The following is a 14,538-nucleotide window of genomic DNA, read 5'->3' as shown; positions in this document are numbered from 1 at the left end:
TTGGTTGCAGGGCCCGCCGCCGAATTTCGTGATGGAAGGGTGAATGAGCGCCAGCGCAAAACGTTCCATGGCAAGACCCGTTTCGAGCGCTTCGCCAAATCACCCATCCTCCACTCCGACCGCCTTCAGGCGGTCGGCCCGGGAAAGGTCGGTTCCGAAGGAATTTCGGAAGGCGTGCCAGGAGGAACTCCAAGTGGCTCCTGATCCGGCGTCGGAATTGGATCCGGCGAGGGCGGGGGTACGCCTGGAGGTTCTCCCGGCGGAGTCTCCGGCGGGGCAGGCGGCCGCGCCGGCTCCGGATTGGGATTGTCCGGCAGTGGAGTCGGGTTGTTCGGATCGGGGTTGTTCATCGATCACTCCCCTGATATCTGTGGCCTGATCTCCACCAGAGCGGGGTGCGGCAGCGGCGAGCGGGCTCTCTTGTCCTAAACCGAGGGGAAGCAAAAGCGTTCCCTCACCTGGTGCCAAGCGGGGCCAATCTATCGGGCGGTTCCCAGGCTGGCATACATTCCGTTGGTGCGGAATTGCGTCGGGTTGATGCCGTAGAGGCGGCGGAAGACCTTGGAAAAATAATTGGCATCCTCGAAGCCGCACATGATGGCGACCTCCTTGACCGGCAGGAAATCGGCCTTCGTCAGCAACTTCGCCGCGCGCTGCAGTCGCTGCTGCAGCACGAATTCGGCGGGCGGAAGTCCCTCGCTCTCGGCGAAGCAGCGCGAGAAATGCGCGCGGCTCAGGCCGCTGATCTCGGCGAGATCGGCAACGCGGAGCGGCCTGTCGAGATTGGCCCTGATGTGGTCGATGACCGGCTGCATGGCGCTCTCGTCGTCGGTGACGGCATGCGAGCCGAAGACATCGTCGTAGAGCGCCATGGCGGCTTCATAGGCGACGGCCGAGGCGGCTCCCGGCGAGACCGCGCCCGTGATCAGGCGTACGCTGCAATCCGCGAGATGATCGATCGTCGAGGGCTGCAGCCGCAGCACCGGACCGACGGCGGCAAGGATCGACTTGTGGATGCGCAGTGCCTCCTCGCCGTTCATCGATATCCAGAAGAACTCCCAGCGTTCGCCCTTGGCCAGCCAGTAACGGTGGTTGTGCGGCACGAGAACCAGCAACGTATCGCCCTTTTGCAGACGGTAGTTCCGGTTCTCGTAGCGCAATCGGCCGGTGCCGCTGATCGTATGCTGGAGCACGGTAAACGGCGTCTGGCCGCGCTTGCGCCCATCCCAGTCGTAGACCTCGTTCTCGCGCACTTCATAGCCGGTGCTTGTCGGCATGGTGTGTAGGCGCTGGCGCCCGCGCGGCAGCGATACCGTCCTGCCCGCCGGCCCGATGTCGATCAAGTTCCGCAGCACAAAATTACCCCTAAAAGCATAATCCTTCTCTGGTCGCGTGCCGAATTAGGCGCATAATCCCTCGAGAAAAGCAAAAGAAACCGCGGTCAACGAGCGGATGGGAGGAAGTGCCGGATTCCAGCCTGCATAATGTGGCAGGCGGGCCAGGCCTCTTTTCGCCGCCTTTGCCCTAGCGTTCGATCAGGTCGAGGTGAGGCTGATGAGTTTCAAGATCGCTATTATCGGTGCGGGAAGCGTCGGGTTCACCAAGAAGCTCTTCACCGACATTTTGTGCGTTCCTGAATTCAGGGATGTCGAATTCGCACTGACCGATCTCAGCGAACGCAACCTCCAGATGATCAAGTCGATCCTCGACAGGGTCGTCGAATTCAACAGGCTGCCGACTAAGGTTACGGCAACGACCGACCGCCGTGCCGCCCTCGAGGGTGCCCGCTACATTATCAGCTGCGTTCGCGTCGGCGGTCTCGAAGCCTATGCGGACGACATCCGCATTCCCTTGAAGTATGGCATCGACCAGTGCGTCGGCGACACGATCTGCGCCGGCGGCATCCTCTATGGCCAGCGCAACATTCCGGTAATCCTCGATTTCTGCAAGGATATCCTCGAAGTCGCCGAGCCTGGGGCGAAATTCCTAAACTACGCCAATCCGATGGCCATGAACACCTGGGCGGCGATCGAATATGGCAAGGTCGATACCGTCGGCCTTTGCCACGGCGTCCAGCATGGCGCCGACCAGATCGCCGAAGTGCTCGGCGCCAAGTCGCGCACCGAGCTCGACTACATCTGCTCCGGCATCAATCATCAGACCTGGTTCATCGACCTGCGTCTCAACGGCCGCAAGATCGGTAAGGACGAACTGGTTGCCGCCTTCGAGGCGCATCCGGTCTATTCGCAGCAGGAAAAGCTGCGCATCGATGTCCTGAAGCGCTTCGGCGTCTATTCGACCGAAAGCAACGGCCATCTTTCCGAATACCTGCCCTGGTATCGCAAGCGGCCGGACGAAATCACCCGCTGGATAGACATGTCCGACTGGATCCACGGCGAGACCGGCGGCTACCTTCGTTATTCGACCGAAACACGCAACTGGTTCGAAACGGAGTTCCCGCAATTTCTGGAATCCGCCGCCAGGCCGATAGACCCCGCCAAGCGCTCCAACGAGCATGCCAGCCACATTCTCGAGGCGCTGGAGACGAACCGCGTTTATCGCGGCCATTTCAACGTCAAGAACAACGGCATCGTCACCAACCTGCCGCAGGACGCCATCATCGAGTCGCCCGGCTTCGTCGATCGCTTCGGCATCAACATGGCTGCAGGCATCACGCTGCCGGAGGCCTGCGCCGCCACTTGCACTTCCTCGATCAACGTCCAGCGCATGTCGGTTCATGCGGCGATCTCAGGCGATATCGACCTGCTGAAGCTCGCCGTCCTGCACGATCCGCTGGTCGGCGCGGTTTCGACGCCGGAAGAGGTTTGGCAGATGGTGGACGAAATGGTCGTCGCCCAGGCCCGCTGGCTGCCTCAATATGCCGATGCGGTGCCGGCCGCGAAGGAGCGGCTTTCCAAATCCAGGATCAAGACCCGTGAATGGGCCGGAGCGGCACGGCGCGACGTCCGTTCGATCGAGGAACTACGTGCGGAAAAAACGGCTCTCAAGCAGGCCGTCTGAATTTCGCCAGGACGGATCGCGGCAAGCTTTCGGGAGGAATTTTCGGCACCGCACCCGGAAGTACATTCGTTCGAGGAGAAATGGAGCGGCGTCAACGCGCTCCTGAACAACAGGGAGGAGAGACGATGAGGAATTTCCGAAACATTGGCATTCTCGCCGGGCTGGCGCTTAGCGTCTCGGCCTCGGCCCTGAACGCGTATGCATCCGAGCCGACCGTGCCGCCGGTGCCCGCGCAATTTCCGGCCGAGGGAAAGATCAAGTACGTCGCGCGCGACTCCATCCTGGAGTTCAAGGCACTTCCGGAATACCACGAACCCGATTGGGTCACCGACAAATACGTCAAGGCAGGCAAGCTGCCGCCGGTCAAGGACCGGTTACCGAAGGAGCCGCTGGTCTTCAAGACCGGCAATATGCCGGACGGCGTCGGTGTCTACGGTGATACGATGCGTCATGTCATCGGCGGCCGGCCGGAGGGCTGGAACTATGGCGCCGGCCAGACGCAGGGCTGGGGCGGCATCGACATCGGCCTTTCCGAATGCCTGACGCGCACCGCGCCGCTGTTCCAGGTCGAGGCCAAGGACACGGAGCCGCTGCCGAACCTCGCCAGGAGCTGGGACTGGTCCAAGGACGGCCACACGCTGACGATGCATCTGGTCGAGGGCGCGAAATGGTCGGACGGCGTTCCGTTCAACGCCGACGATGTGATGTTCTACTGGGACGACGAGGTGATCGACCCTAATGTGTCGCCGCTGAACGGTGCCACGCAGGAGACCTTCGGCGTCGGCACGACGCTGAAGAAAATCGACGACTACACCGTCGAGTGGACGTTCAAGGACGCCTTTCCGAAACAATACCTTTACGCCATGGCTTACGGCACCTTCTGTCCGGGCCCGTCGCATATCCTCAAGCCGCAGCATCCGAAATATTCGAAGAACACCTACGAGCAGTTCAAGAACGCCTTCCCGCCGGAATATATGAACATGCCGGTGATGGGTGCCTGGGTGCCGGTGGCATACCGCCCCGACGACATCATCGTCATGCGTCGCAATCCGTACTATTGGAAGGTCGACGAGAAGGGCAACCAGCTGCCGTATCTCAACGAGTTGCACTACAAATTGTCGACCTGGGCCGACCGCGACGTTCAGGCGGTATCGGGGGCGGGAGACTTCTCCAATCTGGAGCAGCCGGAGAACTTCGTCGCCTCGCTGAAGCGCGCGGCACAAAAGGACGCGCCGGCACGGCTTGCGTTCGGTCCGCGGCTGATCGGCTATAATCTGCGCATGAATTTCTCAGCCAATGGCTGGGGTAACCCCGACGAGCGCGGACAGGCGATACGCGAGCTGAACCGCAACGAGGATTTCCGCAAGGGCGTCACCATGGCGCTCGACCGCAAGGCGCTCGGCGACTCGCTGGTCAAGGGTCCGTTCACTGCCATCTATCCCGGCGGCTTCTCCTCGGGCACGAGCTTCTACGACCGGAAGTCGACGGTCTACTACCCCTTCGATCTCGAAGGCGCCAAGGCGGAACTCGCCAAGGCAGGCCTAAAGGACACGGACGGCGACGGCTTCGTCAATTTTCCTGCCGGCACCGCCGGCGGCAAGAATGTCGAGATCGTGATGCTCGTCAACAACGATTACACCACCGACAAGAGCCTCGCGGAGGGCGTCGTCGGTCAGATGGAGAAGTTAGGTATTCGCGTTGTCCTGAACGGGTTGAACGGTACCCAGCGCGATCAGGCCAATTACTCCGGTCGCTTCGACTGGCTGATAAGGCGCAACGAAACGGAACTCACCTCGGTCGTGCAGAACACCGAGCAACTGGCGCCGGTCGGCCCACGCACCAGCTGGAACCACCGCGCTCCGGAAAACGGCCAGGTAGATCTGATGCCCTTCGAGAAGGACCTTGTCGATATCGTCAACAAGTTTGTCTCGGCGCAGGACAATGACCAGAGGGCCAGCCTGATGAAGCAGTTCCAGAAGATCTCGACGGAACACGTCTATACCGTCGGGCTCACCGAATATCCCGGCGCGCTGATCATCAACAAACGTTTCTCCAATATCCCGCAGGGAACGCCAATCTTCATGTTCAACTGGGCCGAGGACTCGATCGTCCGCGAGCGGGTCTGGGTGGCCGCCGACAAGCAGCAGAAATATGAGCTGTTTCCCGAACAGCTTCCCGGAAAGCCCGGGGACAAGGGTCCGACGAACTGAGTTTCCTCCCCTGACTTGAAAATTCCCGGCCGCGCTGCTGGCGCGGCCGGGACAAAGCCAGCGGTGAGGGATAACTGAGAATCTGAGCGAGGAGCAAAACGGTCGATGCTGCGATTTCTGCTTATGCGCATAGCATCCGCAATACCGGTTCTCGCCATTTTGAGCGTGGTTACCTTCGCGATCATCCAGGCACCGCCGGGTAACTATGCCGACTATATCCGCTTGCAGCTCATCAACCAGGGTGGAGCCTCCTTTGCCGAGGCCGATGCTCAGGCGAAGGCTTACAGCGTGGAGCACGGCCTCGATAAGCCGGTTCCGCTCCAATACCTGAACTGGATCGGCGGCATCATCACCCGCGGCGATTTCGGCCACAGCCTGTATTACAACAAGCCCGTCGCCGACGTGGTTGGCGAGCGGCTGCCGCGCACGCTGCTGCTTGCGCTTGTCTGCCACCTCTTGGCTTCGGTGCTGGGCATCGGCTTTGGTATCTGGGCGGCGACCAGGCAGTACAGCTGGATCGACAGTACGCTGTCAGCGATTTCCTTCCTCGGAATGACGGTACCGCGCTTCCTGATGGCGCTGATCATCGTCTATCTGCTGGTCTTCCAGTTTAACGTCTCCGAGATCGGCAGCTTCTTTTCGCCGCAATTTGGCGGGGCGCCGTGGTCCTGGGCGAAGTTCGTCGATCTCGTCCGGCATGTCTGGCCGGTTGTCGCCATCGCGACCTTCGGCGGGCTCGCCTACAACATGCGGGTGATGCGCGGCAATCTGCTCGACACGCTGAATGCGCAATATGTCGAGACCGCTCGCGCCAAGGGCCTCAGCGGCGGTGCGGTCGTCATGCGCCATGCGGTGCCCAATGCGCTGCATCCGCTGGTTATGTATCAGGGCGTGGTGCTGCCCTATATGCTGACCGGCGAGATCGAGACGGCGATCATCTTTGCCCTGCCGACCGTTGGCCCGGCGATCGTCGGCTCGATGGCGGTTGGCGACGTCTATGTCACGGCGACCTTCATGATGGTGCTGTCGGCGACGCTGATCGTTGGCAACATCATCGCCGACATGCTGCTCGTTATGCTCGACCCGCGTGTGCGCCAATATGCAGGGTCCTGAGATGCTTGCCTTCGAGCCCTCGCTGCCGCCGCTTGCCGAGGAATCGGCCAAGATCAAGCCGCGCGGCAATGAGAGCTACATCGCGCTCGTCTGGCGCCGCCTGAAACGGTCCTGGACCGGCATGGCCGGGCTCATCCTGGTCGCGTTTCTGGTGCTGCTGGCGGTGTTTGCCGACTTCTTCGCACCGATGGATCCCAAGGTGACCGATGTCGGCTTTGCCCCGCCGCAGATGATGAGCTTCCATGACAAGGATGGCAACTTTGTCTTCCAGCCACGCGTCTATGCTCTGGCGGATTCGGAAGACCTCGACCCGGTTACCTTCCAACCCGTCGTCGGGCCGGACTACGACCATCCGCGGCTGCTCGGCTTCTTCGTCAAGGGAGCGGAGTACAGACTGCTCGGCCTGCTTCCCGCGAACCGGCACTTCTTCGGCTCGACCGACGGCCAGCCGGTGCATTTCCTTGGCACCGACAAATTCGGCCGCGATGTGCTGGCTCGTGCGATCTATGGTTCGCGCATCTCGTTGATGATCGCATTGACCGTGGTCTTCATCGTCACCGTGATCGGTACGACAGTCGGCATGGTGTCGGGCTATTTCGGCGGCACATTCGATGTCTGGGTCCAGCGCTTTGTCGAACTGGTGCTCGCATTTCCGCAATTGCCGCTTTATCTGGCGCTGACGTCGCTTGTTCCGGTGACGGCGCCGACGAATGTCTTCCTGGCCTTCGTCATCGTCGTCATGTCGGCGCTCGGCTGGGCGCAGATGTCGCGCGAGGTGCGCGGCAAGACCTTGGCGCTGGCGCGGATCGACTACGTCCGTGCGGCGATGGCGGTCGGCGCCACAGATGGCCGCATCATCATGCAGCACATTTTTCCAAACGTGATGAGCCACGTCATCGTTGCCGTCACATTGGCGATCCCCAGCGTCGTCCTGCTCGAATCCTTCCTCGGTTTTCTCGGCTTCGCGGTGAAGCCGCCGCTGATCTCCTGGGGCCTGATGCTGCAGGACACCGCGACCTATTCGGTCATCGGCACCTATCCCTGGATCCTCTCGCCGGTCGGCTTCGTGCTTGTCACCGTCTTCGCGTTCAACGCGCTTGGCGATGGATTGCGCGATGCGGTCGATCCGTATTGAGCGTGACATGATGCAACACGCGCTCGTCAAATCCTTCGCACCGCCTGTCCGGCTCGACCATGACGGCCGTTCGGAAAAACCGGTCATCGATGCCCGCAACATCGCCGTCGATTTCAAGGTCGAGCACGGCATGATCGAAGCCGTTAAGGACATCTCCTTCCAGCTCTATCGCGGCGAGACGATCGCCATTGTCGGCGAGTCGGGATCGGGCAAGTCGGTGACGGCGCGCACCGTCATGGGACTGTTGTCGAAACGCGCGGTCGTGTCGCCGAAATCGACTGTCGAATACAACGGGGCGAACATCCTGAAATATTCCGAGCGTGCGCGGCGCAAACTGCGCGGCGACCGCATCTCGATGATCTTTCAGGAGCCGATGAGTTCGCTCAACCCGATCTACACGATCGGCAGCCAGATCGTCGAGGCGATACGGGTGCATCGCAAGATGAGCCGCAGGCAGGCCGAAGCAAGAGCGCTCGAGCTGCTGCAGCAGGTACAGATTCCTGAGCCCCAGGCGCGGCTGAAACAATACCCGCACCAGCTTTCCGGCGGCCAACGCCAGCGTGTGATGATCGCCATGGCGCTGGCCAACGATCCCGATGTGCTGATTGCCGATGAGCCGACGACGGCGCTCGACGTCACGGTTCAGGCGCAGCTCCTCAATCTCATCCGAAACCTGCAGAAGAAACTGCGCATGGCGGTGATCCTGATCACGCACGACCTGACCGTGGTGCGGCAGTTCTCCGACTATGTCTACGTCATGCAGCATGGGGAGATGCGCGAGCACAATGTGACGGAGAGGCTGTTTGCCGATCCGCAGCATCCCTACACCTGTCACCTGCTTGCCTCCGAGCCGCGCGGCCAGGCAAATCCGTTGCCCCAAGGCGCCGACGTCATTCTTGAAGCCAAGGATGTGCGCGTCTCCTTCATGCTGCGGCATGGCACGTTCATGAGGCCGGACCTGCGCGAACTCGTCGCCGTCGACAGTCTCAGCCTGACCCTTCGGCGGCACGAGACGCTGGGTCTCGTCGGCGAATCCGGATCGGGCAAGACCACCTTCGGCGAGGCGTTGCTCAGGCTTAACACCACGGACAGTGGCGAGATCTATTTCGATGGCCAGCCGATCCATGGCTGTTCACGTTCGCAGATGCGGCCGTTGCGGTCGCGCATGCAGGTCGTCTTCCAGGATCCGTTCTCGTCGCTCAACCCGCGCATGACGATCGGCCAGATCATCGAGGAAGGGCTGGTCGTCAACCGAATCGGCGCCACCAGGAACGATCGGATCGAGCGGGTGCGCGAGGCGCTGATCAGCGCCGGCATGCCCGGCGATATCCTGTCGCGCTTCCCACACGAGTTTTCCGGCGGCCAGCGCCAGCGTATTGCGATTGCCCGCGCCGTCGCGCTCGAACCGGAATTCATCGTACTCGACGAGCCGACATCGGCGCTGGATCTCTCCGTCCAGGCGCAGATCATCGAATTGCTGCGCAAGCTGCAGCGCGAACGGGGCCTGAGCTACATCTTCATCTCGCACGACCTCAAGGTCGTTCGGGCGCTGTGCCACCGCGTCATCGTCATGCAGCACGGCAAGATCGTCGAAGAGGGGCCGGTCGACGAAGTCCTGTCCCATCCCAAAACCGCTTACACCGAACGGCTGGTCAAAGCCGCTTTCGAGGTAGCCTGATTGCTTATGCCGGAGGTTGTTGTGGCAAGAAATCCCAAGGTCGCTTTCATCGGAGCTGGCTCGACGGTGTTCATGAGGAACATCGTCGGCGACATATTGCAGCGTCCGGCCTTATCCGGCGCGACGATCGCACTGATGGACATCAATCCGCAACGGCTCGAGGAAAGCGCAATCGTGGTCGGCAAGCTGATCTCGACGCTCGGCGTGAGGGCCAAAGCCGAAACCTATTCGGACCAGCGCAAGGCGCTGGCGGGCGCCGATTTCGTCGTCGTCGCCTTCCAGATCGGCGGCTACGAGCCCTGCACCGTTACCGATTTCGAAGTTCCGAAGAAATACGGTCTGCGCCAGACCATCGCCGATACGCTCGGTGTCGGCGGCATCATGCGCGGCTTGAGAACCGTGCCGCATCTCTGGAAGATCTGCGAGGACATGCTCGCAATCTGCCCGCAGGCGATCATGCTGCAGTATGTCAACCCGATGGCGATCAACACCTGGGCGATCGCGGAGAAATATCCCGACATCAAGCAGGTCGGCCTCTGCCATTCGGTACAAGGCACAGCGATGGAACTGGCGCACGATCTCGACATTCCCTACGAGGAGATTCGCTACCGCTCGGCCGGCATCAATCACATGGCCTTCTACCTGAAATTCGAGCATCGCCAGCCGGACGGCTCCTACCGCAACCTCTATCCGGATCTGCTGCGCGCCTACAGCGAAGGGCGGGCGCCGAAGCCGGGATGGAACCCGCGCTGCCCGAACAGAGTGCGCTACGAGATGCTGAAGCGCCTCGGTTACTTCGTCACCGAGAGCTCCGAACATTTCGCGGAATACACGCCCTATTTCATCAAGGACGGGCGCGACGATCTGATCGAGAAATTCGGTATCCCGCTCGACGAATACCCGAAGCGCTGCATCGAGCAGATCGAACGCTGGAAGGGGCAAGCGGAAGCCTATCGCTCGGCTGACAAGATCGAAGTGGAGCAGTCGAAGGAATATGCGTCCTCGATCATGAACTCGGTCTGGACCGGCGAGCCGTCGGTGATCTACGGCAACGTCCGCAACAATGGCTGCATCACGTCATTGCCATATAATTGCGCGGCCGAGGTGCCATGCCTCGTTGACGCCTCCGGCATTCAACCCACCTTCCTCGGCGACCTGCCGGTGCAGCTCACCGCGCTGATCCGCACCAATATCAACGTCCAGGAGCTGACGGTCCAGGCGCTGATGACCGAGAATCGCGAGCACATCTATCACGCGGCGATGATGGACCCGCACACGGCGGCTGAGCTCGACCTCGACCAGATATGGTCGCTGGTCGACGATTTGCTGGTTGCGCATGGCGATTGGCTGCCGGCCTGGGCGCGTGGAGCGCGCAGCGTTCGGGCGGCCTGAGTATCGGATACAGCTCGCGAGCAACCGTCGGCTGATGGGAAGTCATCGACGGCGCGCGGCTCTGGTGACGCGAGGCTGGTAGTCAGCGATACGCGTTCAGTTCATGCGAACTTCCGGTTCGGCAAGCAGTGGAATCTCCAGGCCACGCCGCAAGCCGGTCGCCACGACCGATACCCTGAATTTTCCGGCGAGTGCCTTGTCGAAGATGGCGCCGACGATGATGTCGGCATCGTTGTCGACCTCCTCGCGGATGCGGGTTGCGGCTTCGTCGACTTCGAACAGCGTCATGTCCATGCCGCCCGATATCGAGACAAGGACGCCTTTGGCGCCCATCATCGAAGCTTCGTCGAGCAGCGGGTTGGCGATTGCCGCTTCCGCCGCCTTCTTGGCGCGGCCTTCTCCGGCGGCCTCGCCGGTCCCCATCATGGCGCGGCCCATGTCGCGCATCACCGACTTTACATCGGCGAAGTCGAGATTGATCAGGCCTTCCTTGACGATCAGATCGGTAATACAGCCGACACCCGCATAAAGAACCCGGTCGGCCATGGCGAAGGCGTCGGCGAACGTGGTTCTGGCGTCGGCGATCCTGAACAGGTTCTGGTTGGGGATGACGATGACGGTATCGGCGCTTTCGCGCAGGCGCTCGATGCCCTCGTCGGCAGCGTACATGCGGCGCCTGCCTTCGAAGACAAATGGCTTGGTAACGACGGCGACGGTCAGTATTCCGGCTGCCCGTGCTGCCTGCGCTATGACAGGCGCGGCACCGGTGCCGGTTCCGCCTCCCATGCCGGCGGTCACGAAGCACATATGCGTTCCAGCAAGGTGATCCATGATCTCGTCGATGGATTCCACGGCCGCGGCACGGCCGACCTCGGGCAGGGACCCGGCGCCGAGACCTTCGGTGATATGAGCGCCCAACTGGATCAGCCTCGTTGCCTTCGACATGGCAAGGGCCTGGGCATCGGTGTTGGCGACGATGAATTCCGCGCCCTGCAGGCCTTCGGCGATCATGTTGTTGACGGCGTTGCCGCCGCCGCCGCCGACCCCGACGACGGTGATCTTGGGCCTCATCTCCGAGATTACCGGCCTCGTCGCGGTGTTCATTGCCGTTCTCCCTGGATACGCCGAGTGGTCGCTGGAAGCTTGTCCCGGGCGCACTGCGAAAACTTTGAACCGGGCAGTGCGAATCAGGACAGCCCAGAGTGCAGGGAATCAGAGCGCGGAGCGGGCCGCAAGTGCGCGATGTGCCTCATAGGCGACTTGCGCCTGAAAGTTTACGCAATGCGCCTTGATACAGTGCAGATCGTTGCGCGAGCCCCGCACGCTACAAGTTCGGCGCGAGGCACTGCGCGACATGGTCGGCAATCGCCAGGCAGGAGGTCAGGCCGGGGCTTTCGATGCCGAACAGGTTGACCAGGCTATCCACGCCGTGCACCGCCACGTCCTGGATGACGAAGTCGGCATTGGCCTCACCGGGACCGGACAGTTTTGGCCGGATGCCGCTGTAAGCGGGCTGCAGGCTGTCATCGGCCAGCTCCGGCCAGTATTTGCGGATCTCGCTGTAGAAGCGCTCGCCACGAGCCGGGTCGACGCGATAGTCGAGTTGATCGATCCATTCGACGTCCGGCCCGAAGCGGGTGACGCCGTCGAGATCGACCGTCAGATGAACACCGAGCCCGCCGGGTTCGGGCACCGGATAGACCAATCGCGAGAACGGTGCCCGGCCGATCACCGAAAAATAATTGCCCTTGGCATAATGGAGCTTTGGCACGAATTGCTGATTGAGCCCTTCTAGCGAACCTGCAAGTGCTGCCGCGCCAAGCCCGGCGGCATTGACGAAACGCGGAGTGGTGATTTCGAAGCGCTCGCCGCCTGCAGCGTCCACCGTCTCGAGCACGACGCGGCCCGCTTCGATGCGGCCGGAGGCGATGCGCGTGTTGAGACTAAGTGCCCCCCCGTGCGCTTCGGCATCAGCCAGCAAGGCGAGCATCAGGGCATGGCTGTCGATGATCCCGGTGGCCGGCGACAGCAACGCTGCCGTACACCTAAGGCTGGGCTCCAGCGCATGCGCCTCGGCTTCGCGCAACGGCACCAGGTCGCCGGCGCCGCAAGCGCGTGCATTGGCCCGGATTGAGGCGAGCACCGGCTCCTGTTCGGCATTTGTGGCAACGATGAGCTTGCCGCAGCGCGCGTGCGGGATCGCCCGCTCCTCGCAATAGCGATAGAGTCTTTCCCGGCCGGCCACGCAGAACCGGGCTTTCAGCGATCCAACCGGATAGTGGAGGCCGGCATGGATGACCTCGGAGTTGCGCGAACTTGTCCCGGTGCCGATGGCGTTCTCGGCTTCCAGGACCAGCGTATCGATGCCGCGCTGCGCCATCTCTCGCGCGATCGCCAGGCCTACAACACCGGCGCCGGCGACAATGCAGTCGACATGGTCCACGGTTAGGTCAAGCCGAAGTTCTGCATGCGTCCACCCATCCGCTGGCCCTGTCGAAAGCGCTTGACACTATACCGTTCGAGAAAGATGCATCAAAGGCATAACGCACGGGGACCTGCCGAGCCGGACCGGGGGCAGGACTGTTCCGCGTGCAGCACAGGAGCCGTCATGGACGCACGACCGAATTCACCCGAAGCCCGCGACATAAGCTTTCACATGCATGGCTATACGAATGCGCGCAAGCATCAGGAGTCGGGGCCGCTCGTCATCGAGAAGGGCGACGGCATCTATGTCGAGGACCTTGCCGGCAACCGCTATATCGAGGCGATGGCGGGGCTCTGGAGCGTCGCGGTCGGTTTTTCGGAGAAGCGGCTGGTCGATGCGGCAGTACGGCAAATGTCGAAGCTGCCTTACTATCACGATTTCGGCTCCAAATCGCATTCGCCGCTGATCGATCTCGCCGAGAGACTGGTGCAGATGGCGCCGGTGCCGATGAGCAAGGCGTATTTCACCAATTCCGGTTCCGAGGCCAACGATACGGCCATGAAGATGATCTGGTACCGGTCGAATGCGCTCGGCCAGGCGGCGCGCAAGAAGATCATCAGCCGCAAGAAGGGCTATCACGGCGTCACCATCGCCTCGGCAAGCCTGACCGGACTGCCCAACAACCACACTTCCTTTGACCTGCCGATTGCCAATGTGCTGCATACCTCGACGCCGCACCATTGGCGCGAGGCGCTGCCGGGTGAAAGCGAAGAGCTGTTTTCGACGCGGCTTGCCGACGAGCTGGAAAAGCTGATCCTGGCCGAAGGACCGGAAACCGTCGCCGCCTTCTTCGGCGAACCGATCATGGGCGCCGGCGGCGTCATCGTTCCGCCGGCCGGCTACTGGGAGAAGATACAGGCGGTGCTGTCGAGATACGACGTCCTGCTCATCGCCGACGAGGTGATCTGCGGCTTTGGCCGAACAGGTGAGATGTTCGGCTCGCAGACCTTCGGCATCAGGCCTGACATCATGGTGCTGTCGAAGCAGATCTCTTCGTCCTATCTGCCGATCTCGGCCCTGCTGATCAACGAAAAGGTATTCGAGCCGATCGCTGATGAAAGCAATCGTATCGGCACCTTCGGCCACGGTTTCACCGGCGGCGGCCATCCGGTTGCGGCCGCAGTCGCCCTCGAGAACCTGAAGCTGATCGAGGAGCGCGACATTGTCGGCAATGCGCGCACAGTCGGTGCGCATATGCAGAAGCGGCTGCGCACACTCGCTTCGCACCCGCTTGTCGGCGAGGTGCGTGGCGTCGGCCTGATCGCGGCGGTCGAACTGGTCGGCGACAAGCCGAACAAGGCGCCGTGGGACACGGTCGGGGCGCTGGGCGGGCTCGTCAATGGGTTCATGCAGCAGAACGGCGTCATCTCGCGCAATATGGGTGATGCGCTGGCTTTCTGCCCGCCGCTGATCATCACCGAGCCTCAGGTCGACCAGGTGATCGACGCGTTTGAACGGTCGCTCGAGGCTGCCGCCAAACAGGTTGGATCACAGAGCTGATCGC

Annotated in this window: 10 protein-coding genes; 7 read left to right on the top strand and 3 right to left on the bottom strand. The window is 61.8% G+C overall.

Annotated elements, in window-relative coordinates; all coding sequences use genetic code 11:
- Window positions 1–479 precede the first annotated feature (479 nt).
- Complete coding sequence (locus tag NKH80_RS03530; protein WP_352989852.1) at window positions 480–1,277, bottom strand: AraC family transcriptional regulator; 798 nt, start codon at window positions 1,275–1,277, stop codon at window positions 480–482.
- A gap of 277 nt (window positions 1,278–1,554) precedes the next feature.
- On the opposite strand from NKH80_RS03530, the gene NKH80_RS03525 reads away from it, so the two are divergent.
- From NKH80_RS03525 to NKH80_RS03500, 6 genes are all read left to right on the top strand, one after another.
- Window positions 1,555–3,021 (top strand): alpha-glucosidase/alpha-galactosidase, encoded by a 1,467-nt coding sequence (locus tag NKH80_RS03525; RefSeq protein WP_254819493.1) that lies wholly within the window; start codon window positions 1,555–1,557, stop codon window positions 3,019–3,021.
- A gap of 125 nt (window positions 3,022–3,146) precedes the next feature.
- Window positions 3,147–5,231 carry an ABC transporter substrate-binding protein gene (locus tag NKH80_RS03520; protein WP_254819492.1) on the top strand — a complete coding sequence of 695 codons (2,085 nt, stop codon included), beginning with the start codon at window positions 3,147–3,149 and terminating at the stop codon, window positions 5,229–5,231.
- Window positions 5,232–5,336: 105 nt separating this feature from the next.
- Window positions 5,337–6,344, top strand: a complete 1,008-nt coding sequence (locus NKH80_RS03515; RefSeq protein ID WP_352650414.1) for an ABC transporter permease — start codon at window positions 5,337–5,339, stop codon at window positions 6,342–6,344.
- A gap of 1 nt (window position 6,345) precedes the next feature.
- Window positions 6,346–7,479 carry an ABC transporter permease gene (locus tag NKH80_RS03510; RefSeq protein WP_292653801.1) on the top strand — a complete coding sequence of 378 codons (1,134 nt, stop codon included), beginning with the start codon at window positions 6,346–6,348 and terminating at the stop codon, window positions 7,477–7,479.
- A gap of 10 nt (window positions 7,480–7,489) precedes the next feature.
- Complete coding sequence (locus NKH80_RS03505; protein WP_352989850.1) at window positions 7,490–9,157, top strand: ABC transporter ATP-binding protein; 1,668 nt, start codon at window positions 7,490–7,492, stop codon at window positions 9,155–9,157.
- A gap of 21 nt (window positions 9,158–9,178) precedes the next feature.
- Window positions 9,179–10,549, top strand: a complete 1,371-nt coding sequence (locus NKH80_RS03500) for an alpha-glucosidase/alpha-galactosidase (RefSeq protein WP_352989669.1) — start codon at window positions 9,179–9,181, stop codon at window positions 10,547–10,549.
- A gap of 96 nt (window positions 10,550–10,645) precedes the next feature.
- Here NKH80_RS03500 and ftsZ read toward each other — a convergent pair whose 3' ends face one another.
- Together ftsZ and NKH80_RS03490 are read right to left on the bottom strand one after the other, a co-directional pair.
- Entirely contained in the window at window positions 10,646–11,653 is a 1,008-nt protein-coding gene (gene ftsZ, locus NKH80_RS03495; RefSeq protein ID WP_023677189.1) for a cell division protein FtsZ, read from the bottom strand.
- Window positions 11,654–11,873: 220 nt separating this feature from the next.
- Window positions 11,874–12,992, bottom strand: coding sequence for an NAD(P)/FAD-dependent oxidoreductase (locus NKH80_RS03490; RefSeq protein WP_352989665.1), 1,119 nt, complete (start codon window positions 12,990–12,992; stop codon window positions 11,874–11,876).
- Window positions 12,993–13,157: 165 nt separating this feature from the next.
- Between NKH80_RS03490 and NKH80_RS03485 the strand changes: the two genes are divergently transcribed.
- The gene (locus NKH80_RS03485; protein WP_352989662.1) at window positions 13,158–14,534 is read left to right on the top strand and encodes an aspartate aminotransferase family protein; all 1,377 of its coding nucleotides are present in this window, start codon (window positions 13,158–13,160) and stop codon (window positions 14,532–14,534) included.
- The last annotated feature ends 4 nt before the right edge of the window (window positions 14,535–14,538 follow it).

Source organism: Mesorhizobium sp. M0904 (assembly GCF_040319475.1).
Taxonomy (GTDB): domain Bacteria; phylum Pseudomonadota; class Alphaproteobacteria; order Rhizobiales; family Rhizobiaceae; genus Mesorhizobium.
The sequence above is the reverse complement of the archived record's forward strand: the minus strand, read 5'-3'. Positions and strand labels throughout refer to the sequence as shown.